Source organism: Streptomyces sp. NRRL WC-3742, from assembly GCF_000720635.1.
GTDB lineage: Bacteria > Actinomycetota > Actinomycetes > Streptomycetales > Streptomycetaceae > Kitasatospora.
The window spans coordinates 1-21,493 of the sequence record NZ_JOCF01000104.1; the positions used below are offsets into that span (position 1 = coordinate 1).

Below are 21,493 nucleotides of genomic sequence, written 5' to 3' on the forward strand. Positions count from 1 at the left end.
CCTCGGCACCGCCGATGCACGCACCCATGGGGGCACCTCCCGGCCGAAGGCTGGGGGAGCCGCCCACTGATCCGACGTGATCCGAAAGACACGACCTAGCCGCGACCAGCCGGGATCAGCCGGTGGCCGGGCGGATGACGTCGGTGTAGTCGCCGAGGGAGATGGACGCGAAGTTGTGCAGGCTCTCGGTGCCCTCGGCGAAGTAGCCGTTGTGGCCGGCCGCGTGGGCGGAGGAGACCTGCTCGGCGCCGAAGCCCGCGGAGGTCGGGTCGGCGCCGTGGCCGAGCCCGCCGACCTCCAGGAACGGGACGTTGCCGATCCAGTCGCTGGGGTTGCGGGTGGCCCAGACGTGCACACCGGCGCCGAGTTCGGCGGTGCTCTGCACGCCCATGCCGGGGCTGCCGAAGACCATCAGGTCGGTGATGCCGGAGGTGTCGGACGGCGAGGCGGCGGCGCGGGGGATCCTGGGGGCGGCGTTGCCGCAGACCACCGAGCCGTACGAGTGGCACAGCAGCGCCGGGGGCGCGTCCGGGCGGGTGGTCTCCTTCAGGCCCGCGAGCAGGCGCTGCAGCCGGGGCGCGGCGACGTCGGCCAGCCGGGAGGTGGCGGCGTCGGGGCCCAGGCCCGAGGGGGTGACGTAGCCGGTCCAGGCGATCACGGCGGTCCGGGTGGCCGGGGCCTGGCGGCGCTCCTCGGCGTACAGGGCGCGGGCCATGCCGGCGGGGGAGCGCAGCGGGTCGGCGGCCTGGTCGAAGTGGCCGAGGTCGGCGTCGGAGCCGGGGACGAGTACGGAGATCCGCTCGGCGTCGGAGAGGTCGCCCCACACCTCGGTGACCAGGCCGCGGCCGCGCGGGTCGAAGGCGAGGACCTGGCGGTCGGGGGCGAGCAGGTGCTCGACGTCGTTGGCGCGGGAGACGAGCAGGGCGCGGGTGTCGGCGTCCAGCTTCGGGTCGGCGGCGCGGGCGCGGGCGTGGTCGCGTTCGGCGGCCAGGGCGATCCGGTTGGCCTGGTAGCGCAGGCCCAGCGGGGCGCCGTCGAAGTTGCCGACGACCAGCGGGTAGTCCTTGACCAGGCGGTCGAGCTCGGTGGGAGCGAGCGAGGCGAAGAACGCGGCGGCGGCGGCCGGGGTGGTGGTCGCGGGGTCGGGCAGCTCGCGGCCGAAGCTGTGGTCCTGGACCCAGGCGGCGCTGCCGGCCGGAGGGGTGCTGATCGCCAGCTGCTCGGTGGAGGCCGCGGCCTGGGCGGCGGCGGCGCCGGCGTCGGCGAGGACGGCGGCCCCGGCGAAGGCCCCTACCAGTACCCGCTTCCAGCGTCGACGGTTGCGCACCGCACCAACTCCCTTGGGGCCCGTCACCGTTTCACGGGCGGTGCCCGGAGGGTGCGTGTTTCCGACTTGCAGACTGCCGTGCAGAGTGCCTGCACGCTTCCTGGGCAAGCGTAGAGGTCACGAGAGGGTGACGGACAGGCTCAAACTGTGGGAAGGCTCACATGAACCGGGGGTGTCCTGCCGGCGTCCGGGTCCGCCTGCCGAGGTGACCGGCGCGAACGTGGAGACCGGTGCTCCGGCTGCGGGACGTTCGTTGCGCGCGACCCGTCGCACGCCCCCGGGCGCGCCGTGCGCACCGGGGGCGTGGGCTGACGGACCTTCGCTCAGCCGAGCGAGGCCCAGTTGTCGCAGGTGCGGTCCCCGTCGACCAGCCGGTCGGGGTGGCCGCTGCCGGCGGCGATCGAGATCCGGCGGTAGCTCTGGCCGCAGAACACCCAGTACTCGCAGGTCCCGCCGGGCGGCTGGCGGTCCGGGACGGGCAGGAAGCAGTCCACCCGGCTGAGGCCGCTCAGCGAGCTCCACTGGGAGAGCTCACGGTCGGTGCGCTCGCGCACGTCGGCGTGCCCGGGGCCGCCGGCGATCGAGACCAGCCGGTACTGCTGGCGGCCGCCGGTGGTGTGGAACACCCAGTACCAGCTCTTGTTCCTGCCGGTCGGGTCCTGCTGGTCCGCCACCGGCAGCCAGCAGTCGACCTGGCCGACGCCGCTGAGCGAACCCCAGTACGTGAGGTCGCGGTCGGAGCGCTCCAGCGCCGTGGTGTAGCGGCCGCCGTTGCAGGTGATCGAGACCAGCCGGTACTGCTGGCGGCCGACGGTGCTGTGGAACACCCAGTACCAGCTCTTGCCCGCAGGGTCCTGCTGGTCGGGGACGGGCAGGACGCAGTCCACCCGGCCGACGCCCTGGAGGCAGGTCCAGGTGGTCAGCCAGGTGTCGTCCTCGACCTTGCGGTCGGTGTGGGCGGTGCCGTCCGCGACGGAGATCACCCGGCAGAGGTCGCCGTGGAAGGCCCAGTACCGGGACTGGCCGCCCTTGCGGTACTGGTCGGGGACGGAGACGAACTCGTCGCAGGGGTACGCCTTGACGGGCTGCGGCTTGGGCGGGGTGGTGGTGCCGCTGCCGGTCTGGCCACCTGTCTGGCTGCCGGTCTGCCCGCCCGTCTGTCCGCCGGTCTGGCCGCCGACCGGGGTGAGCCGGCCCTCGCAGAGCCCGCGCAGGATGCTCAGGGACGGCATGAAGGCGTACACCGAGCCGGTGGTCTGCACGAACTGCTGGAAGCTCACCGGGGTGTGGTTGATCAGCCCGTCCGGCCCGAGGTGCTCGAAGTCGACGTCCGGCGCCTCCTGGGTGACCGGGTCCTTCCCGGGCAGGGGCCTCGGGCTCGCGTGCCCGGCGGGGGTGTCGGTGCCGCTGTCGCGGTTCGGCGGGAAGTTCGGCTGGTCCATCCAGTCGGCCTGGATGAACTCGAACTGCCGCTGGAGGTCGGCCTGGTAGCAGATGAACAGCAGGCCGCGCGGGTCGTCCGGCCCGCCGGGGCCCTCGGAGGCCGGGTCGAACGGGGCGCCGTACGGGGTGCCCCGGCGCATGATCCGCCGGCCGTCGAGGGTCTTGGCGGGGATCGGGGGCTTGTCCGGGGCCTCCTGGAGCCCGTCCCGGGGGCTGGTCTTGCGCAGGTGCGACCAGAGCGGGGTGACCAGGCCCTCCAGGTCGTCGCGGAAGTCGAAGTCGTTGTCCTTGGCGGCGTCCGGGCTGTTGGGGACGTCCCGGTCCTGGTGCTTGCAGACGGGGGCTCCGGAGCGCCAGCGGCCGACCATCCGGGCGGCCAGCCACTCGGTGGTGGCGGTGTCCGGGACGGCCTTGGCGAGCTTCAGCTCCCTGAGCTTGACGGCGACCTGCGACCACCAGCCGGGCACGTCCTGGGCCAGACGGCGGACCACCTGGAAGGAGCCGTTGCGCGCCCACTCCGGGTACTGGGACAGCGGCCCGCTGAACTGGTCGTTCTCCAGGCCGCAGACGAACTCCCCGGCCGGGATCAGCCGGGTGCCCGGGTGGCCGTCCTGCTCCTCGGGGTTGCTCGGGTTCGGCCGGTCGAAGCCCCGGATGCCGGGCTCGCTGATGCCGTCCTTGAAGCCGAAGTGCTCCTTGCCGCGCCGACTGCCCAGCAGCGTCTGGGCGTTCTGCTGGTAGACGATCAGGACGCGGCACTCGGCGGCGGCGATGCGCTGCGCCTCCACGGCCGAGGAGAGGTCGCGCTCGGTGTCCGCCGAGATCTTCAGCACGGCGTGCACCGGCTGGTTCCTCCCGTTGCCGAACAGCCAGTTCTCCGGGGAGTTGTCGCCGGTGTCGCCGAGGGCGCCGGCCCGCTGGGCGGAGCCGTCCTTGAACGCCTCCAGGCCGCCGCCGACCGGCGGGGGCGTGGGGAACGGGTCGGTGCCGGCGAGCATGCGCAGGCCCTCGTAGGTGAAGCTGACGCCCAGCCAGGTGGCCGTCAGGGACTTGGGGTCGTCGCCTCCCGCCGCGTGCTTGGCCTCGCTGAACGCCGCGTTGAACTCGGCGACCTGCCGGGTGGTGGAGATCTGCGGGGTGATCCGGCGCAGCCAGTCGCGGGCGCGGGCGGCGTCCTCGAACTTGAGGAACAGGACGCTGACGTTGTCCTTCTTGAAGCCGGCCAGGATGTCGCCCTGGATCTCCTCGCTCTCGCGAAGGCTCAACTCCGTGGTCATGGTGGTTCCTTTCGTACGGGGGTGTCAGGCCGTGGGGTTGAGCTGGATCCACTGGGCGACGCTCGGCACGCCGTCGCTGCTGAGGAGGAAGAGCATGTACCAGCCGGGAGGGGCGGCCTTGGCGTCCGGCGGGGCCTGGAACTCCAGCCGGTTGCCGGCCCGGCCGGTCAGCCGCAGCTCCAGGTGGCGCTGGCTGGTGTTGACCGAGTGGGTGGAGGTGGTCGGCGCCAGCAGGACGGCCCGGGCGGCGAGGCCGGGGGTGGTGCTGGTGACGGTGAACTTCTTGTCGTAACCGACCGGCGCGGTGGGGGCGTTGGCGAGCGCGGGCCGGTCGCCCTGGTGCAGGTAGGCGGGCTCGTAGATCTCGATGGTGCCGTTCATGGTGGTCGGGCCCGTGGTGCCGGGGATGCCGCCGACCGTGCCGTTGACGTCCGGGTTGTTGGCGAGCTGCTGGAGCTCGTCGCCGGTGACCATGATCCGGCCGTCCGGCAGCACCACGGCGTTGGAGTGGTAGCCGCGCGGCAGCCGCTGGACGGGGCCGAGCTGCCAGTTGCCCTGGTCGTCGCGCAGTTCGATCTGCCGGTACTTGAGGTCCGCGTTGGGGTTGTACGGGCCGTTGCCGTAGTCGCGGATGTCGTAGGCGCCGTTGACGGTCATCAGCCGGCCGTTGGGCAGCAGCAGGGTGTCGTCCTGGGTGCGGCCGAAGGCGCGGGACTTCTCGGCCGTCCAACTGCCGTTGGAGAAGCGCAGGGTGCTCGGGTTGTCGCGGTCGCCGCCGAGGATCAGGGCGGAGTCCGGGCCGTTGGCGCCGCCGGGCAGCATCACGGCGGAGCCGTAGTTGCGCTTGCGGCCGTCCGGGCGGGCGGTGAGGTCGGTGCGGGTCTCGGCGGCCGGGTCGAACCTCCACTGCTCGCCCGCGGCGCGGCCGAAGCCGTAGACGTTGCCGTCGTTGAGCGAGAACAGGTGCGGGTAGTCGAAGGAGAAGGGGGCGTCCACCGCGAAGCGGTCCACCGGGGTGTTCTTCGGGACGTCCTTCTTGGTGAGCGGCACGGGGAAGGACTTGGCGGGGAAGCGCTCGACCACCGGGGTCGGGGTGCCGTAACCCAGTTCGGACTGGCCGGACATGATCAGCTGCCGCCCGTCCGCGCCCGTCACCACCGAGGGGTACCAGCGGCCGACGGCCATGTCGGGGTTGCGGGTCCACGTCTCCGTCCAGGGGTCGAAGACCAGCGAGAGCTTCGCGCCGGTGCCGCCGTTGCCGCCCAGGTTGCCGCCGAAGACGCCGAGCATGCCGTTGGGCAGGAAGGAGTGGCCCGAGCAGAAGAACGGCACCGGGCGCTGCTCGCCCAGGCCGTCCGGCATGTCCGAGACCGGCGGGGTGACCTGCTTGAAGGCGTCCGGGCCGTTGCCCTTGGACGGGTCCCAGAGGAAGGCCCGGCCGGCGTTCTCCCTGCCGATGGTCTGGGTGGGGGCGGGCTCCTTCTCCGGGTTGGTCTCGATCCGTTCGAAGGAGAACAGCAGCACCTTGCCGGTGGGCAGCAGGGCGATGTGGTCGCCGAAGTCCGGGGAGGGGAAGTACTCCTTGAACGCGCCGAACGTCCCCGGCGCGAAGCCCTTGTTGAGGCTCGCCTGGGAGTCGGTGAGCGCCTTGAGCCGGTTGGTGCGGGTGGTCTGCGGGTAGTCGCCGATGCCGCGGACGGCCGCGCGCATCCGGGCGTGCTCCTCCGCGTGCTCCTGACCGAGGGCGGCCACCTCGTCCTGGCGCATCTCGGCCGCGATCCGCTGGGAGTCGACGTGCGGGGTGAGGCCGCCCTGGGCGGGGTCGGCGGGCCCCTCGTGGGCGGCGGCCGGGGCGACGGCGGCGAGCAGGACGCCGGTGGTGACGGCGCAGACCACGGCGGTGGCCGGCCACCGGCGGGGTGGGGACGGGGACATGGGTCTCCTCGGAGGAGGGATGGGTTCGGGGCGGCGAATGCGGACGGACGGGCCGTGGGCGGGCGCGGTCCAGCGGGGGTCGCCGACCGTCACAGGCCATCACGCCCCGTGGTGGTTCGCATGCGGGCCGACTCCATCGGCGTGGGCCGCGTCATTCGGGCGCCCCAATCTCCGAGGGGGCGCGGCCATGACGGCCGCGCCCCCTCGGTGCCTCGAGATCCGGTGCCGGTCAGACCACCCCGAGCGCGTACGCGGCGAACAGCGCCGCCGCCGCGCCGGCCAGGGCCTTCCCGCCCCGGGACAAGGCCGTCCACGGCCCGTCGAAGCGCCGGGTGAACCAGCCGATCGCCACCAGCGCGGCCGCGAGCAGCGGCAGCAGCGCCAGCCGTCCGGCCACCCAGCCCAGCGAGTCCGGCGCGGTGGTCAGCCCCGGGACGGCGCCCAGGCCCGCGGCGCCGGGAACCGCCACGGCGAGCATCGCGCTCTGGTGCCAGCAGAAGATCGTCATCGCCGACAGGTTGACCGCCACCACCGGCAGCCACAGCAGCGGACGGGCCGCCAGCAGCCGGCTCAGCCGCTCGCGCAGCAGCACCGCCGCGCCGCACTGCACCGAGGCCAGGGCCAGCACCAGCAGGGACGGCGGGTGCGAGTTGGTCCGCTCCGCCCCGGGCACGCCCACCATGCTCGCCGGGTAGTGGAACACCGTCAGCAGCACCGCGAACAGGACACCGCCGCCGAGCAGCAGCAGCCGGGCGCCCCGGCGGCCGAGCCTCCCCTGCGCCCACAGCACGCCCAGCTGGTAGCCGAACAGCCAGCCCGGCAGCAGGTTCAGCAGCCCCACCCAGGCGGGCACCGCCTCGGCCCACGGCCCGTACCGCAGCAGGTCGACGACGGCGACGACGGCCATCAGCAGGGCCGCCGACCAGCCGCCCAGGCGCCGTCCGAGGGCCGTGCAGAGCGGGGTGATCGCGGTCAGCGCCAGGTAGACGCCGATGTACCAGAGCGGCTGCACCACCAGCGTCGCCCCGGTGTGCACGGTGTCGCCCGGCACGCCGAGCGCGGGCAGCAGCGGGACGAGCGCCGCCCACACGGCCGCCACCCCGAGCACCGGGCGCAGCAGCCGCAGGGCGCGGGCGCGCAGCCACCCGCCGTAGGAGATCCCCTTCTCACGGGCGCGCTCCAGGGAGCGGACGGAGGAGTGGCCGCCGACGAGGAAGAAGACGCCGAGGAGTTGGAGGCCCCAGCTGATCGGGGCGAAGAAGCCGAGGGAGGAGAGCGGGCTGGCGTTGTGGAGGGCGCCGTCGGGGGAGAGGGTGAGGCCGCCGAGCATCCAGTGGCCGATCGGGACGGCGAGCAGGGCGATCGCGCGCAGCCCGTCCAGGGCGCGGTCGCGGGTGGCGGGCGTGCGGGCGTCGACCTTGAGGGCGGCGCGGTGCAGGGCGGCGCGGCGCTGGGTGGCCGGATGCGGGGTGGCGAGTGCCATGGCGGGTGCTCCTGTCTGCGTGGCGGGATCAGCGGCCGAGCGCGAGGGCGGCGTAGGCGGCGAGGGAGGCGGTGCCGGGGGCGAAGTAGCCGGTGTGGCCGTGGGAGCCGGTGGCGGGCAGGGGGTGGGCGCCGAAGGCGGGGTCGGTGGGGTCGGCGCCGTGGCCGAGGCCGAGCAGCCGGACGTGCGGGACGTCGCCGATCCAGTCGGAGTCGTTGAGGGCGGTGGCGAACACCGGGACGCGCGGGTCGAGTTCGCCTGCGGAGTCGACGCCCATGCCGGGGGAGCCGAGCACCACCAGCCGGGAGGCTTCGGCCGGGCCCGGGCGGGCGAGGCCGCAGACCACCGAGCCGTAGCTGTGGCAGAGGACGGTGGCCGGGGCCTGCGGGTGGGTGCTCGCGGCGAGGCCCTCGAGGAGGGCCCTCAGGCGGCCCGCGCCGGCCTCGGCGAGGCGTTCGGTGGCGGCGTCCGGGCCGAGGCCGACGGGGGTGGTGTACCCGGCCCAGGCGATCACCGCGGTGCGGGAGCCGGTCGCCCCGGTGGCCTCGTACAGGGCGCGGGCCATGCCGGCCGGGGTGCCGTACGGGTCGCTCGCGCGGTCGTAGCTGAGCAGGTCGATGTCCGAGCCGGGGACGACCACGGCGGTGTGCGCGGCGTGGGCGAGGTCGCCGTACACCTCGGCGATCAGGCCGCGGCCGCGCGGGTCGAAGGCGAGGACCTGGCGGTGCCCGTCCAGCAGGGTGCGGTAGCGCTCGGCGCGGGTGCGGGCCGCCTGGTGGTCCTGCGGGGTGAGGGCGGGGTCGGCGGCGCGGGAGAGCTCCTCGGTGCGGGCGGCGGCGAGGGCCAGGGCGTTGGCCCGGTACCGGAGTTCGACCGGGGCGCCGTCCAGGTTGCCGGCCACCAGCGGGTGGCGGGCGATCAGCTCGTTCTGCTGCGCCGGGCTCAACTCGGCGAAGAACGCGGCGACTTCGGCCGCGGAGGCGGTGGCGGGGTCGGGCAGGCGCAGGCCCAGCGAGGTGTCGGCCGTCCAGGCGGCGCTGCCCGGGGGCGGGCCGGTGACGGCGGTCTGGGTGTCGGCCGCGGCCCACCCGCCCGCGCCGAGCATCACGGCCACCGCCAGTGCCCCGGCGGCGACGGCCCGTCGGACCCGATTCGTTCCCATGTCCCTGTTCCCCTCGTCGATTCGGTCGGCGACGAGGAGGAAGGTAGGAACGCGACGGCCCCGCGGACGTCACACCGCGGGGCCAACTCCGGGGTGATACCCGGGGATCAACGGGGCTACTGCCGGACCTACTGGCCGGGCGTCACGAGGCCCGACTCGTAGGCCAGGACGACGGCCTGGGCCCGGTCGCGCAGGTCGAGCTTGGCGAGGATGCGCCCGATGTGGGTCTTGACGGTCTGTTCGGCGAGCACCAGATTCGCCGCGATCTCCTGGTTGGACAGGCCCCGGGCTATCAGCCCCAGCACCTCGGTCTCGCGCGGGGTCAGGCCGTTGAGCCGCAGCTTGGGGTCACGGCGCCGGGCGGGCCGGGTACGGGCGAAGTCCTCGATGAGGCGGCGGGTGACGCTCGGCGCGAGCAGCGCCTCGCCGGCCGCGACGATGCGGACGGCGGCGATCAGGTCGGCGGGCGGGGCGTCCTTGAGGAGGAAGCCGCTGGCCCCGGCGCGCAGCGCCTCGTACACGTAGTCGTCCACGTCGAAGGTGGTCAGCATCAGCACCTTGGGCCGGTGGGCTCCCGGGACACTCGGGTCGAGCAGGTGCCGGGCGGCCTCCAGGCCGTCCATGACGGGCATGCGGACGTCCATCAGCACCACGTCCGGGTGGGTGCGGCCGACGACCTCCAGGGCCTCGGCGCCGTCGGCCGCGTCCCCCACCACGTCGATGTCGCTCTGGGCGTTGAGCAGGGCGGCGAACCCGGCCCGCACCATGGCCTGGTCGTCGACGATGATCACGCGGATGGTCATGCGGGCGTCTCCTGGACTGGATCGATCGGCAGAACGGCGGCCACCTTGAAGCCGCCGTCCGGCAGCGGGCCGGTGTCCAGACTGCCATCCGCCAGCCGGACCCGTTCACGCATGCCGACCAGCCCGTGCCCGGTGCCCTCGGCGGACGCCTCCAGGGACTCGGTGCGCTCCGGCGGGGGCGCGTTGACGACCGTCAGCCGCAGCTGCGGTCCGTCCGAGGCCAGCGACACCCAGGTGCGCGCCCCGGGCGCGTGGCGCACGACGTTGGCCAGCGCCTCCTGCACGATCCGGTACGCGGACAGGGCGAGGGCCTGCGGCACCCACTCCACCAGCCCGTCCTCGACGGCGAGTTCGACGGGCACCCCGGCCCTGGCCACCGTCTCGACCAGCTGGCCGAGCTGGGGCAGGCCCGGCTGCGGGGCCCGGCCGGTGGAGGACTCCTCGCTGCGCAGCACGCCGAGCAGCCGGCGCATCTCGGCCATCGAGGCGCGGGCGCCGTCCGCGATCGCGGTGAACTCCTCGGCGGCGGCGGCCGGTACGCCCTCGATCCGGTAGGGCGCGCTGGCGGCCTGCACGGCGATCACCGACATGTGGTGGGCGACGACGTCGTGCAACTCCCGGGCGATGCGGGTGCGTTCCTCCAGCAGAGTGCGCCGTTCGCGCTCGACCTCGCTGATGTGCTCCTGCTCGCTGAGCAGCCGCCGGGCCTCGGCGCGGTCGCGCACGGCCCAGCCGAGCAGCAGGGCGGCGCCGCTGAGGGCGATGAGCAGCACGGTGGTGCCGTCCGCGAGGCGGGGCAGGCCGAGGGCGGTGGTGACGACGGTGAGCAGCACGGTGGCGACCCAGACCGAGATCACGGTGGCCCGGCGCTCGCGCAGCCCGAGGGCGAGCAGCAGGACGACGTACGAGATGATCATCGGCGCCGTCCACGGCCAGCCGCCCATCAGCTGCGTGTGGCGGGCGGTGACGGCGGCGGTGGTGACCATGGCGGCCGCGCTGATCCACCAGGCGGCCAGCGGCCGGGTGATGGCGAGCAGCAGCGGGGTGCTCTGGGCAAGGGTCAGGGCGGCGCAGACGGGCATGGCCAGGCCGTAGAAGGCGTTCAGGAGCGCGATCCCGCTGGGGATCAGCGCGAACAGGAGGATCAGCGCGAGGACGTACGGGAACAGGCGGACCCAGCGGCGGCGGGAGCTGCCGAACAGCGGGGTGGGTTCGCCGTGCGGGGTGGTGAGGTGGTGGTGCAGGGCGCGCAGCTGCCGGGTGGCGAAGGCGCGGGTGTCGGGGGCGGTGGGTGTCTTCATCGCCGGCCAGCCTAGGAGGGCAGCTCGCGCGGGGCGTCGGACCGGAGCGCGAACTTTCGGGGGCTACCCGGGTACGGGGTGATACCCGGGTACGACATCCCCTACGGGTGCCAGTGGCCGGCCAGCGCCGGGCCGAGCTGGTCGAGGTGGCGCTCGATCACCCGGACCATGCCCTCGGGGCCGGGCGGCTGCTGCTCGGCCGTCCAGGACAGGTGGGCGGCGCGGACCAGGCCCCCGAAGACGGCGGCCAGGACGACCGGGCGCAGGTCCCGGGCCGGGTCGACGCCCTCGCGCTCGGCGAGCACCCGGACGACCGCTCGCTCCTGCTCGGTGACCCGGCGCAGGTGGGCGGCGAGCAGCGCGGGGGTGTCCTCGATGATCCGCAGGAGCTCCAGGGCGCTGCCGATGGAGCCGGGGCCGGTGGGTTCGGCGTCGCCGAGGTCGCGCCAGGCTTTGACGATCGAGGCGCGCAGGGCCTCCAGCGGCGTCTCCTCGGCGGGCCGGTGGCGCAGGCACTCCATGAAGTAGTCCTCGGCGTCGGCCATGACGGCGAGCGCGACCTCGTCCTTGTTGGCGAAGTAGCGGAAGAAGGTGCGCTGGGAGACGTCGACGGCGGAGGCGATCTCGTCGACGGTCGTGCGGGCGAAGCCCTGGCGGAGGAAGAGCACGTGGGCGGCCTGGACGAGGGCGGCCCTGGTCTGCTGCTTCCTGCGTTCCCGCAGCCCGGTCGGCCGCTCCGGGGCGGTGGTGCGAGCGGCCATGGGGACCTTCCGGGGCGGCGCGGGTGAGACGGGGGTCACAACCTTAGCGTCACGGCACGGAGGAGGGCCGGACCCCCGTACGGGAGTCCGGCCCTCCTCGGGTGCTAGCCGGTGATCAGGCGTCGCCGCCGGCGGCGCCCGGGTCGGCCGCGGCCACGTCGAGCAGCTGGTAGCGGTCGATCGCGTCCTTCAGCGCCGAGCGGTCGACCTTGCCCTGCTTGGCGAGCTCGGTGAGCACCGCCAGCACGACCGACTGCGCGTCGATGTGGAAGAAGCGACGGGCCGCGCCACGGGTGTCGGCGAAGCCGAAGCCGTCGGCGCCCAGCGACTGGTACTGGCCCGGCACCCAGCGGGCGATCTGGTCCGGCACCGCGCGCATCCAGTCGGACACCGCGACGACCGGGCCCTCGGCGCCCTGGAGCTTCTGCGTGACGTACGGCACGCGCTGCGGCTCCTCGGGGTGCAGCAGGTTGAACTCCTCGGCCTCCACCGCGTCGCGGCGCAGCTCGTTCCAGGAGGTCGCGGACCAGACGTCGGCCTTGACGTTCCACTCCTCGGCGAGGATGCGCTGGGCCTCCAGGGCCCACGGCACGGCCACGCCGGAGGCGAGGATCTGGGCCGGGATCTGGCCGGCGGCGCCCGGGGCGTACTTGTGCAGACCCTTGAGGATGCCCTCGACGTCCACGTTCTCGGGCTCGGCCGGCATCCTGATCGGCTCGTTGTACACGGTGAGGTAGTAGAAGACGTCCTCGCCGTTCGGGTGCTCGGCACTGGTGCCGTACATCCGGCGCAGACCGTCCTGGACGATGTGCGCGATCTCGAAGCCGTACGCCGGGTCGTACGCGACGACGCCCGGGTTGGTCGAGGCCAGCAGGTGCGAGTGGCCGTCGGCGTGCTGCAGGCCCTCACCGGTCAGGGTGGTGCGGCCGGCGGTGGCGCCGAGGACGAAGCCGCGGGCCAGCTGGTCGGCCATCTGCCAGAACTGGTCGCCGGTGCGCTGGAACCCGAACATCGAGTAGAAGACGTACACCGGGATCAGCGGCTCGCCGTGGGTGGCGTAGGAGGAGCCGGCGGCGATCAGCGAGGCGGTGCAGCCCGCCTCGGAGATGCCGTCGTGCAGCATCTGGCCCTTCGGCGACTCCTTGTAGGCCAGGAGCAGGTCGCGGTCGACCGACTCGTAGGTCTGGCCCAGCGGGTTGTAGATCTTCGCCGAGGGGAACAGCGAGTCCATGCCGAAGGTGCGGTACTCGTCGGGCGCGATCGGCACGAAGCGGTTGCCGATGCCCTTGTCCCGCATGAGGTCCTTGAGCAGCCGGACGAACGCCATGGTGGTGGCGATGGTCTGGTTGCCGGAGCCCTTCTTGACGGCCTTGTAGGCGTCCTCGCCCGGCAGTTCCAGCTTGCGCGGGCGCACCTTGCGGGTGGGCACGTAGCCGCCGAGCTCCTGCCGGCGGTCGTGCATGTACTGGATCTCCTCCGAGTCGCGACCCGGGTGGTAGTAGGGCGGGTAGCCCTCGTCCAGCTGCTTGTCGGTGATCGGCAGGTGCAGCCGGTCGCGGAAGCGCTTCAGGTCCTCGACCGTCAGCTTCTTCATCTGGTGGGTGGCGTTGCGGCCCTCGAAGTTGGGGCCAAGCGTCCAGCCCTTGACCGTCTGGGCGAGGATGACCGTCGGCTGGCCCTTGTGCTCGCGGGCGGCCTTGAACGCGGCGTAGACCTTCTTGTGGTCGTGGCCGCCGCGGCCCAGGTGCTGGATCTGCTGGTCGGTCATGTTCTCGACCATGGCGCGCAGGCGCAGGTCGCTGCCGAAGAAGTGCTCGCGGATGTAGTCACCGGTCTCGGTGGCGTACGTCTGGAACTGGCCGTCCGGCGTGGTGTTCATCTTGTTCACCAGGACGCCGTCGCGGTCCTGCGCGAGCAGCGGGTCCCAGCTGCGGTCCCAGATGAGCTTGATCACGTTCCAGCCGGCACCCCGGAACTGGGACTCCAGCTCCTGGATGATCTTGCCGTTGCCGCGGACCGGGCCGTCGAGGCGCTGCAGGTTGCAGTTGACGACGAAGGTCAGGTTGTCCAGGCCCTCACGGGCGGCCAGGGACAGCTGGCCGAGCGACTCGGGCTCGTCCATCTCGCCGTCGCCCAGGAAGGCGTACACGTGCGAGTCGGAGGTGTCCTTGATGCCGCGGTGCTCCAGGTAGCGGTTCATCCGGGCCTGGTAGATCGCGCCGAGGGGGCCGAGGCCCATCGAGACGGTCGGGAACTCCCAGAAGTCCGGCATGAGCCGCGGGTGCGGGTAGCTGGAGAGGCCGTACGGGGCCTTCGACTTCTCCTGGCGGAACGCGTCGAGCTGCTGCTCGGTGAGTCGGTCCAGCAGGAAGGCGCGGGCGTAGATGCCGGGGGAGGCGTGGCCCTGGAAGAAGATCTGGTCGCCGGACTCGCCCTCGGCGTCCTTGCCGCGGAAGAAGTAGTTGAAGCCCACGTCGTAGAGCGACGCGGAGGACGCGAAGGTGGCGATGTGGCCACCGACGCCGATGCCCGGGCGCTGGGCCCGGGAGACCATCACGGCCGCGTTCCAGCGGGTCGCGTTCAGGATCTTGCGCTCGATCTCCTCGTTGCCGGGGAAGAACGGCTCGTCCTTGGTGGCGATGGTGTTGACGTAGTCGGTGCTGCGCATCTCGGGCACGGCGACACGCTTCTCGCGGGCGCGCTCGATCAGCCGCAGCATCAGGTAACGGGCACGCTCACGCCCCCGCTCGTCGATGGCCGCATCGAGCGACTCCAGCCATTCCGCGGTCTCCTCGGGATCGAAGTCCGGGACCTGACTCGGAAGGCCACCAATGATGATCGGGTTGCGATCGGTTCCGGAAGCCACGCTGTTCCTTCACTGTCGGTCGAAACTGAGGTGTGTCGCGCCGCCTCCATCGTGCTACCGCGCTCGGAGATCCGTCATCTCTACCGATCGGTAACCGTTCCGCCCGGTGGGGCGGGACGGTCTGGCGGTGTGCGGCGCCGACTTCGTCGGCCGCGCCGCGCACCCCCGGGTGTTACGAACAGAGGTGGTCCGACCTGGTGTCCCGTCCACCCGATGGCGGGCGGCCGGGGTGAGGGCCAACAGGAGACTCTACGCCCGCGCACGCGCGGACCAGAATGCCGTTCGCATCTCGGGCATGCGTACGGCCTGTGGGCCGGGACCACCCGAAGCATCCTTGTCCCACGCAGAGAAGGGCAAATCGGTGTGATTCGCGACACGTCGACCGGCGTGTCCCCCTGTGACACGTCAACCTTTGGAGGGGATCGGGGGTCGGGTACTTGCGCGAACCGCCGCGCCCGTGTGGACTACGGCCACAGCCTCGGCGCCGACGCCGAGCCGAATACTGGAGGTTATTCCCGTGAGCGCGACCGCGGATCCCGCGGACAAGTCCAACCCGGCAACCCGTCTCGCCTTCGAAGAGGGCCAGATCGTTCAGGAGCTGGGGTACGACGACGATACTGACCAGGACCTCCGCCAAGGCATCGAGGAGCTCACCGGGACGGATCTCGTCGACGAGGACTACGACGACGTCGCCGACGCCGTCCTGCTGTGGCATCGCGACGACGACGGGGACCTCACCGACGCCCTCGTCGACGCGCTGGAGTACCTCGCGGAGGGCGGCCTGATCTGGCTGCTCACGCCGAAGACCGGCCGGGACGGGCACATCGAGGCGTCCGACATCGCCGACGCGGCCAAGACCGCCGGCCTGTCGCAGACCAGCTCGATCGCCGTCGCCAAGGACTGGGCGGCCACCCGGCTCACGACCAAGTCGACCAAGCCGACCGGCAAGCGCTGACCCCAGCGATCGCCCCAGCGCAGAGCCCCGCACCGGGCCCCGCCGGAGTCTCACCACTCCGGCGGGGCCCGGTGCCTTTTCGCGCCTCGGGCTGCGGGTTCGGTGCCGGTCCGCCGCCGATCTGCCGCCGATCTGCCGAGGGGCCGCCGAGGGGCCGCCGAGGGGCCGCCGAGGGTTTTGCGAGGGGCCGCCGCTCGTCCGCCGCCCGTCCGCCGCCCGTCCGCCGCAGGTTCGCCCAGGGCGAACGGGCTCGGCCGTCCGGGGGTGGCGGGTCATCCGTTCGGCCGAACGCCCGGCAACGGATGCGAGGATGAGGCGCGTCGCGCCCCCCGCGCGGCCCGCTCGCGTCAGAAAGGCTCCCGCTCATGGCCATCGAGGTCGGCTCCCAGGCTCCGGACTTCGAGCTGAACGACCAGCACGGGCAGAGCGTGCGCCTCGCCGACTTCCGGGGCCGCAAGGCCGTCCTCCTGGTGTTCTACCCGTTCGCCTTCACCGGCGTCTGCACCGGCGAGCTGGGGGAGGTCCAGCGCGAGCTGGACGGGCTGCAGAACGAGGACGTGCAGGTGCTCGGGCTCTCCTGCGACTCCCAGTTCGGCCAGCGGGTCTTCGCCGACCGGGAGGGGCTGGGCTTCCCGCTGCTCGCCGACTTCTGGCCGCACGGCGCCGTCGCCCGCGCCTACGGCGTGCTGGACGAGGAGCGCGGCTGCCCGCTGCGCGGCAGCTTCGTGATCGACCGCGCCGGGACGGTGCGCTGGAGCGTCGTGAACGGCCTCCCGGACGCCCGGGACGTGCGGGAGTACCTGAAGGCCCTCGCGTCCCTCTGAGACCCGCGCGGCCGGTTCTCAGGTGCGGGCGGGAACCGGGTACTACGCTCGGGCCGTTGGCGGAGTGGGGCGTACGTCCGATTCCGGACGCCGCCGCCCGGTACCGCACCACCCGGGGGCACCGAGCGTGCCTCCCGAATCTTGGAGGGCAAGTGGGAGTCAGCCTCAGCAAGGGCGGCAACGTCTCGCTCACGAAGGAGGCCCCGGGTCTCCAGGCCGTCGTCGTCGGCCTGGGCTGGGACGCCCGGACCACCACGGGGACGGACTTCGACCTGGACGCGAGCGCACTGCTCTGCAACGAGCAGGGCAAGGTCGCCTCGGACGGCAACTTCGTCTTCTTCAACAACCTGAAGAGCCCCGAGGGCTCGGTCGAGCACACCGGGGACAACCTCACCGGCGAGGGCGAGGGCGACGACGAGTCGATCAAGGTCAACCTGGTCGGCGTCCCCGCGGACGTCCAGAAGATCGTCTTCCCGGTGTCGATCTACGACGCCGAGAGCCGCGGCCAGAGCTTCGGCCAGGTCCGCAACGCCTACATCCGCGTGGTGAACCAGGCGAACAACGCCGAGCTGGCGCGCTACGACCTCTCGGAGGACGCCTCGACCGAGACCGCGATGGTCTTCGGTGAGCTGTACCGCAGCGGCGGCGAGTGGAAGTTCCGCGCCATCGGCCAGGGCTACGCCTCCGGCCTGCGCGGCATCGCCCAGGACTTCGGCGTGAACGTCTGACGAACCAGCACGGATTCTCGGGCGTCAGGACCCTTGTCGGGCAAGGGTTCGACGCACGACATCCCGGGACGGCCCCGGACCATCGCGGTCCGGGGCCGTTCCGCCTCCGGAGCGCCCCGGTGCGCTGGGAGGATGTGAGTTCAGGAAGTTCAGTCGGCCCGCACGGGCCGGCCGGGGCTGCGGGGGTTTACACCTTTAGGGCGCCCCGGGAGAAGGAAAGGGAGGATGGACGGTCATGGTGGTCAAGCTCGCCAAGGGCGGCAACGTCTCGCTCAGCAAGGTCGCGCCGAACCTGACGCAGGTCCAGATCGGCCTCGGCTGGTCCGCCCGCAAGACCACGGGCGCCCCGTTCGACCTCGACGCCAGCGCACTGATCTGCGGCGGAGGGCGGGTGCTCGGTGACGAGTACTTCGTCTTCTACAACAACCTGAAGAGCCCCGAGGGCTCGGTCGAGCACACCGGGGACAACCTCACCGGCGGCGACGACACCGGCGACGACGAGCTGATGCTGGTCAACCTGGAGCTGGTGCCGCCGCAAGCGGACAAGATCATCTTCCCGGTGTCGATCTACGAGGCCGAGGCGCGGGAGCAGAGCTTCGGCCGCGTCCGCAACGCGTACATCCGGGTCGTCAACTCCGTCGACGGCCTGGAGATCGCGCGCTACGACCTGTCCGAGGACGCCTCCTCCGAGACCGCGATGATCTTCGGCGAGCTCTACCGCTACGCGGGCGAGTGGAAGTTCCGCGCGGTGGGCCAGGGGTACGCCTCGGGCCTGCGGGGGATCGCCCTGGACTTCGGCGTGAACGTGCAGTAGGGCCGAAAAGGGCGAAAATAGACCAGTCGCACTCAATCGATCATGAGAACAGAGGGCGGTGCGGGGGTGACCTGACCGGGCCCGGCCCGGTCAGGCCGTCTCGGGGACGAGGGTTCACCCCGGCACGGCCAGAACCCGAAAGGTAACCAAGTCCCGTGTTCCTCCGCACATTCGGCTGGTCGTTCGCGATCACCGCCATCGGACTGATCGCGGCCGGGCTGCTCTGGGGAGCCCAAGGCTTCGGCATCGTGCTGATCCTCTCCATCCTGGAGATCTCGCTCTCCTTCGACAACGCGGTGGTCAACGCCACGGTGTTGAAGCGGATGAACCCGTACTGGCAGAAGATCTTCCTGACCGTGGGCGTGCTCATCGCCGTCTTCGGCATGCGCCTGGTCTTCCCGCTGCTGGTCGTCGGCCTCACCGCGAAGCTCAACCCGGCCACGGTCATCGACCTCGCGATGCACTCCGACAAGACCCACGACGGCCTCACCTACGGCCAGTACCTCGAGGCGGCCAACCCCGCCATCGCGGCCTTCGGCGGCGTCTTCCTGCTGATGATCTTCCTCGACTTCATCTTCGACGAGAAGGAGCACAACTGGCTCGGCTGGCTGGAGCGCCCCCTGGAGAAGGTCGGCAAGCTCGACGCCCTCTCCAGCGTCGTGGCCCTGGTCGCCCTGGTGCTCGCCTCCCGCTTCTTCGCCGGGGAGCACGCTGAAACGGTCCTCCTGGCCGGTGTGCTCGGCCTGATCACCTACCTCGCCGTCGGCGGGCTCTCCTCCATCTTCGAATCGGGCCTGGAGGAGGAGGCCGAGCGCGAGGAGGAGGCCGAGAAGTCCGGCAAGTCGGTCGTCCAGGTCGCCGGCAAGGCCGCGTTCTTCCTCTTCCTGTACCTCGAGGTCCTGGACGCCTCCTTCTCCTTCGACGGCGTCGTCGGCGCCTTCGCGGTCTCCAGCGACATCTTCCAGATCACCCTGGGCCTCGGCATCGGCGCGATGTACATCCGCTCGCTGACCGTCTTCCTCGTCCGCAAGGGCACCCTGGACGACTACGTCTACCTCGAGCACGGCGCGCACTACGCGATCGGGGCGCTGGCCGTCATCCTGCTGGTCGGGATCAAGTTCCACATCCCGGAGATCGTCACCGGCCTGATCGGCGTCGCCTTCATCGGGCTGGCGCTCGGCTCCTCCGTCCTGCGCAACCGGCGCGCGCCGGCGGACGACGAGGACGCCGGCGAACTGGTCGGCAGCGGGCAGTAGTTCCTCCCGTCGGCTACTTCTGCCACACACGCGAACGGCCGCCCTCGGATTTCTCCGGGGGCGGCCGTTCGCGTGTGGAGCGGGGGACGGGCCTCAGCCGAGCTGCTGCTCGATCGCGCGGAGCTTGCGCTCCAGGGAGTCCAGCTTCGGCATCGACAGGGTGTCGTCGTCGGAGGTCAGGTCCACCGTCGAGCTGCGCTGGGCCGAGGCGGACGAGGCGGACGAGGAGTACGTCGAGGACGAGTAGCCGGAGGAGTACGAGGACTCGACCGCGGCGCGCGGGCGGCGGCCGGCGTCCAGGGCGGCGGGCTCGGTGGTGGCGTCGGACTCCGCGGCTAGAGCAGGCTCCGTAGCGGTCTGGCCGTCCCCGGCCGCCGTCAGCGCGGGCAGCTGCCGCCCACCGCGGGCCCGGGCCAGCACGCCGCCCTGACGGGAGATCGCCTTCAGCTCGGCCCGCTCGCGGCGGTCGGCCGTACGGGCGCGGACCTTGGCGTCCATCTTCGCCTGACGCTCCTCGCGCACCTCCTCGACCGCCTCGTCCAGGCTGCGCACGTTCTCCAGCAGCATCAGCGACCAGGCCGCGTACGTCTCGCGGGGGGCGCGCAGCCAGCGCACGATGCGGATCTGCGGCAGCGGGCGCGGCACCAGGCCCTGCTCGCGCAGGGCGGCCTTGCGGGTCTGCTTCAGGGCGCGGTCGAACAGTATGGCCGCCGAGATCGACATGCCGGAGAAGAACTGCGGGGCGCCGGCGTGGCCCAGGCCGCGCGGGGCGTGGACCCAGTTGAACCAGGCCGAGGCGATGGCGAACACCCAGACCAGCAGGCGGGATCCGAGGGCGGCGTCGCCGTGGCTGGCCTCGAGAGGGCGGCCGCGACACCGGCGCAGCAGAACAGCAGGGTGTACGAGGAGATGCCGTAGATCATCTCCTTGCGCCGCCTGCGCTCCTCGCTGCGCTCCCAGGAGTCGCCGCTCTCTTCCTTGTTCGTGTTCTTGAAGCGCAGCGTCGCCATGAGGATGGCGACGAACAGCAGGGCTGCGCCGCCGACGACGGTCCAGACCAGCTGTATGGAGGTCAGGTTCATTGCGGGTCGGGCCTCGGGTTTCGGCAGGGGACAGGAACGCGGTGCGACGCACAGGCGGTCAGCTCGCGCCGGGCGAGCAGCGCCTGACGGATCGTTCGTCACCGCACGGCATGCCCGCGCGTCCGCGCAGGGGCGAACGGGACACCTGTGCGGCTAGACGATATCGCGTCCGAGGGGGCGGCATGTTACGGGAGGGCGCGTTCCTCCGGCCAATCGACCCGCCGGGAGCCGTGCGGGGCCGTGCGGGAGCCGGTCGGGCGGCCCGGCGGTGAGCGCGGGGCGGCTGCGCGGGGTAGGGGAGGGGAAACTTTGGGTATCCGAGGGCCGGGCCGATGCCCGATCATGGTTCGGCGTACCGTCAGATCGCCTGACGGGCAGGGGGAGGGGACGGGATGGTCTCGATCTGGGAGTACCTGCGCGGGGACAAGAGCTACACCTTCGACAATCCGGGCGGCCAGCACAAGGTCACGCTGACCCGGTCGTCCCCGCAGCACGCGATCACCGGCTCGGCGGCCACCACCGGCTACCTCTACGTCAACCTGCACTGGACGACCCGGTCGGGGGCGGTGCGGCCGAGCGCCCGGGACAGCCTCAAACGGTTCTTCAGCCCGCGCATCTTCAGCCCGCGGGAGCCCGACGGGGCCCAGGGCGTCCAGCTCAACGTCGACCTCGACCTGGCGTGCATGTACGAACTCTCCGACGGCAGCCGGGGCGTGGTGCAGCCGCTCGGCGACTTCTTCGGGGACCTGCGCGAGCCGCCGTACATCAAGCTCAGCGGCGACGACCAGTACGGGGCGCCCTCCGGGGAGACGATGTACGTCAACCTGGAGAAGAAGGAGAACTTCAAACGGCTGCTGATCTTCGTCTACATCTACGACGGGACGCCGGCCTTCGACCAGACGCACGCCGTGGTGACGATCGTGCCGCAGACCGGGCCGCGGATCGAGATCAAGCTCGACGAGCGGGCGCGGGCGGCGCGCTCCTGCGCGGTGGTGCTGATCGAGAACGCGGGGGACAACCAGCTGACCGTGCGGCGCGAGGTGCGGTACGTCAACGGGTTCCAGGCGGACATAGACCGGCTGTACGGGTTCGGGATGCAGTGGCAGCGCGGGTACAAGGAGCGGGGCGGGGCGGAGTGACGCGGCCCCGCCCGGCTGCTCGGCGGCGCTGGCTGGGCTACCCGGGGTATCTGGGCTATCTGGGCTAGCGGGGCTGGAACTGCGGGCCCTGCGGGGGCAGGGCGAACTCCTCGGCGGGCTGGGTGGCCGGGGGCGCGGGCGGCTGGACCGGGGGCTGGGCGGGCGGCTGGTGGCCGGTGCCGTGCGGCGGGTAGCCGTAGCCGCCGGTGTTCGGCTGCCCGTAGGTCGTGGCGGGCGGCTGGGGCGGGTACGGGTGGTGGGGGCCCGGGTAGCCGTAGCCGCCGCTGTTGGGGTGGCCGTAGTTCGTCGGCGCGGGTGCCGGGGGGTAGCCGTAGCC

General features: G+C 72.3%; 15 protein-coding genes and 2 pseudogenes. 6 read left to right on the forward strand and 11 right to left on the reverse strand.

All coding sequences use genetic code 11. The features are described 5' to 3' along the window. Positions 1-115: 115 nt before the first annotated feature. From IH61_RS0137230 to aceE, 9 genes are all read right to left on the reverse strand, one after another. Positions 116-1,327 carry an alpha/beta hydrolase gene (locus IH61_RS0137230; RefSeq protein WP_031078328.1) on the reverse strand — a complete coding sequence of 404 codons (1,212 nt, stop codon included), beginning with the start codon at positions 1,325-1,327 and terminating at the stop codon, positions 116-118. 323 nt (positions 1,328-1,650) lie between these two features. Then, positions 1,651-4,047 (reverse strand): Dyp-type peroxidase, encoded by a 2,397-nt coding sequence (locus tag IH61_RS46530; protein ID WP_051838674.1) that lies wholly within the window; start codon positions 4,045-4,047, stop codon positions 1,651-1,653. A 24-nt stretch (positions 4,048-4,071) separates the two neighbouring features. Then, positions 4,072-5,982, reverse strand: a complete 1,911-nt coding sequence (locus IH61_RS0137240; RefSeq protein WP_037973874.1) for a glyoxal oxidase — start codon at positions 5,980-5,982, stop codon at positions 4,072-4,074. A 229-nt stretch (positions 5,983-6,211) separates the two neighbouring features. Then, complete coding sequence (locus tag IH61_RS0137245; protein ID WP_037973875.1) at positions 6,212-7,465, reverse strand: acyltransferase family protein; 1,254 nt, start codon at positions 7,463-7,465, stop codon at positions 6,212-6,214. A 28-nt stretch (positions 7,466-7,493) separates the two neighbouring features. After that, positions 7,494-8,627: an alpha/beta hydrolase gene (locus IH61_RS0137250; RefSeq protein WP_031078337.1), complete on the reverse strand. Its 1,134-nt coding sequence runs from the start codon at positions 8,625-8,627 to the stop codon at positions 7,494-7,496. Positions 8,628-8,755: 128 nt separating this feature from the next. Next, complete coding sequence (locus tag IH61_RS0137255) at positions 8,756-9,430, reverse strand: response regulator (RefSeq protein WP_031078339.1); 675 nt, start codon at positions 9,428-9,430, stop codon at positions 8,756-8,758. After that, a complete protein-coding gene (locus IH61_RS0137260) occupies positions 9,427-10,731 on the reverse strand; it encodes a sensor histidine kinase (protein WP_031078341.1) in 1,305 nt (434 codons plus the stop codon). Before IH61_RS0137260 ends, IH61_RS0137255 begins: the two co-directional genes overlap by 4 nt. Positions 10,732-10,832: 101 nt before the next feature. Further along, the gene (locus IH61_RS0137265; RefSeq protein WP_031078343.1) at positions 10,833-11,492 is read right to left on the reverse strand and encodes a TetR/AcrR family transcriptional regulator; all 660 of its coding nucleotides are present in this window, start codon (positions 11,490-11,492) and stop codon (positions 10,833-10,835) included. Positions 11,493-11,607: 115 nt separating this feature from the next. After that, the gene (aceE, locus tag IH61_RS0137270; RefSeq protein WP_031078345.1) at positions 11,608-14,358 is read right to left on the reverse strand and encodes a pyruvate dehydrogenase (acetyl-transferring), homodimeric type; all 2,751 of its coding nucleotides are present in this window, start codon (positions 14,356-14,358) and stop codon (positions 11,608-11,610) included. 517 nt (positions 14,359-14,875) lie between these two features. On the opposite strand from aceE, the gene IH61_RS0137275 reads away from it, so the two are divergent. The 5 genes from IH61_RS0137275 (at position 14,876) to IH61_RS0137295 (ending at position 18,935) form a co-directional block, all read left to right on the forward strand. After that, positions 14,876-15,313: a DUF3052 domain-containing protein gene (locus IH61_RS0137275; protein WP_031078347.1), complete on the forward strand. Its 438-nt coding sequence runs from the start codon at positions 14,876-14,878 to the stop codon at positions 15,311-15,313. Between the two features lie 365 nt (positions 15,314-15,678). Next, the gene (locus IH61_RS0137280; RefSeq protein WP_031078348.1) at positions 15,679-16,137 is read left to right on the forward strand and encodes a peroxiredoxin; all 459 of its coding nucleotides are present in this window, start codon (positions 15,679-15,681) and stop codon (positions 16,135-16,137) included. A gap of 152 nt (positions 16,138-16,289) precedes the next feature. Continuing rightward, positions 16,290-16,865 (forward strand): TerD family protein, encoded by a 576-nt coding sequence (locus tag IH61_RS0137285; protein WP_031078349.1) that lies wholly within the window; start codon positions 16,290-16,292, stop codon positions 16,863-16,865. Positions 16,866-17,100: 235 nt separating this feature from the next. Further along, positions 17,101-17,679, forward strand: a complete 579-nt coding sequence (locus tag IH61_RS0137290) for a TerD family protein (protein WP_031078350.1) — start codon at positions 17,101-17,103, stop codon at positions 17,677-17,679. Positions 17,680-17,834: 155 nt separating this feature from the next. Beyond that, on the forward strand, positions 17,835-18,935 hold the full coding sequence (locus tag IH61_RS0137295) for a DUF475 domain-containing protein (RefSeq protein WP_031078351.1): 1,101 nt from the start codon (positions 17,835-17,837) through the stop codon (positions 18,933-18,935). Positions 18,936-19,028: 93 nt separating this feature from the next. On the opposite strand, the pseudogene IH61_RS42120 reads toward IH61_RS0137295, so the two are convergent. After that, positions 19,029-20,017: pseudogene (locus IH61_RS42120) on the reverse strand (DUF2637 domain-containing protein). Positions 20,018-20,409: 392 nt separating this feature from the next. On the opposite strand from IH61_RS42120, the gene IH61_RS0137305 reads away from it, so the two are divergent. Further along, complete coding sequence (locus tag IH61_RS0137305; protein ID WP_031078352.1) at positions 20,410-21,156, forward strand: Tellurium resistance; 747 nt, start codon at positions 20,410-20,412, stop codon at positions 21,154-21,156. A gap of 64 nt (positions 21,157-21,220) precedes the next feature. Here IH61_RS0137305 and IH61_RS0137310 read toward each other — a convergent pair. Beyond that, a pseudogene (locus IH61_RS0137310) lies at positions 21,221-21,493 on the reverse strand (TerD family protein); the annotation flags it as partial.

Excerpts from the sequence above, each read along its gene's own strand:
- IH61_RS0137305 (WP_031078352.1), top strand. The coding sequence starts at position 20,410 with ATGGTCTCGATCTGGGAGTACCTGCGCGGGGACAAGAGCTACACCTTC.
- IH61_RS0137290 (WP_031078350.1), top strand. The coding sequence starts at position 17,101 with ATGGTGGTCAAGCTCGCCAAGGGCGGCAACGTCTCGCTCAGCAAGGTC.
- IH61_RS0137250 (WP_031078337.1), bottom strand. The coding sequence starts at position 8,627 with ATGGGAACGAATCGGGTCCGACGGGCCGTCGCCGCCGGGGCACTGGCG.
- IH61_RS0137280 (WP_031078348.1), top strand. The coding sequence starts at position 15,679 with ATGGCCATCGAGGTCGGCTCCCAGGCTCCGGACTTCGAGCTGAACGAC.
- IH61_RS0137255 (WP_031078339.1), bottom strand. The coding sequence starts at position 9,430 with ATGACCATCCGCGTGATCATCGTCGACGACCAGGCCATGGTGCGGGCC.
- IH61_RS0137260 (WP_031078341.1), bottom strand. The coding sequence starts at position 10,731 with ATGAAGACACCCACCGCCCCCGACACCCGCGCCTTCGCCACCCGGCAG.
- IH61_RS0137240 (WP_037973874.1), bottom strand. The coding sequence starts at position 5,982 with ATGTCCCCGTCCCCACCCCGCCGGTGGCCGGCCACCGCCGTGGTCTGC.
- IH61_RS46530 (WP_051838674.1), bottom strand. The coding sequence starts at position 4,047 with ATGACCACGGAGTTGAGCCTTCGCGAGAGCGAGGAGATCCAGGGCGAC.
- IH61_RS0137265 (WP_031078343.1), bottom strand. The coding sequence starts at position 11,492 with ATGGCCGCTCGCACCACCGCCCCGGAGCGGCCGACCGGGCTGCGGGAA.
- IH61_RS0137245 (WP_037973875.1), bottom strand. The coding sequence starts at position 7,465 with ATGGCACTCGCCACCCCGCATCCGGCCACCCAGCGCCGCGCCGCCCTG.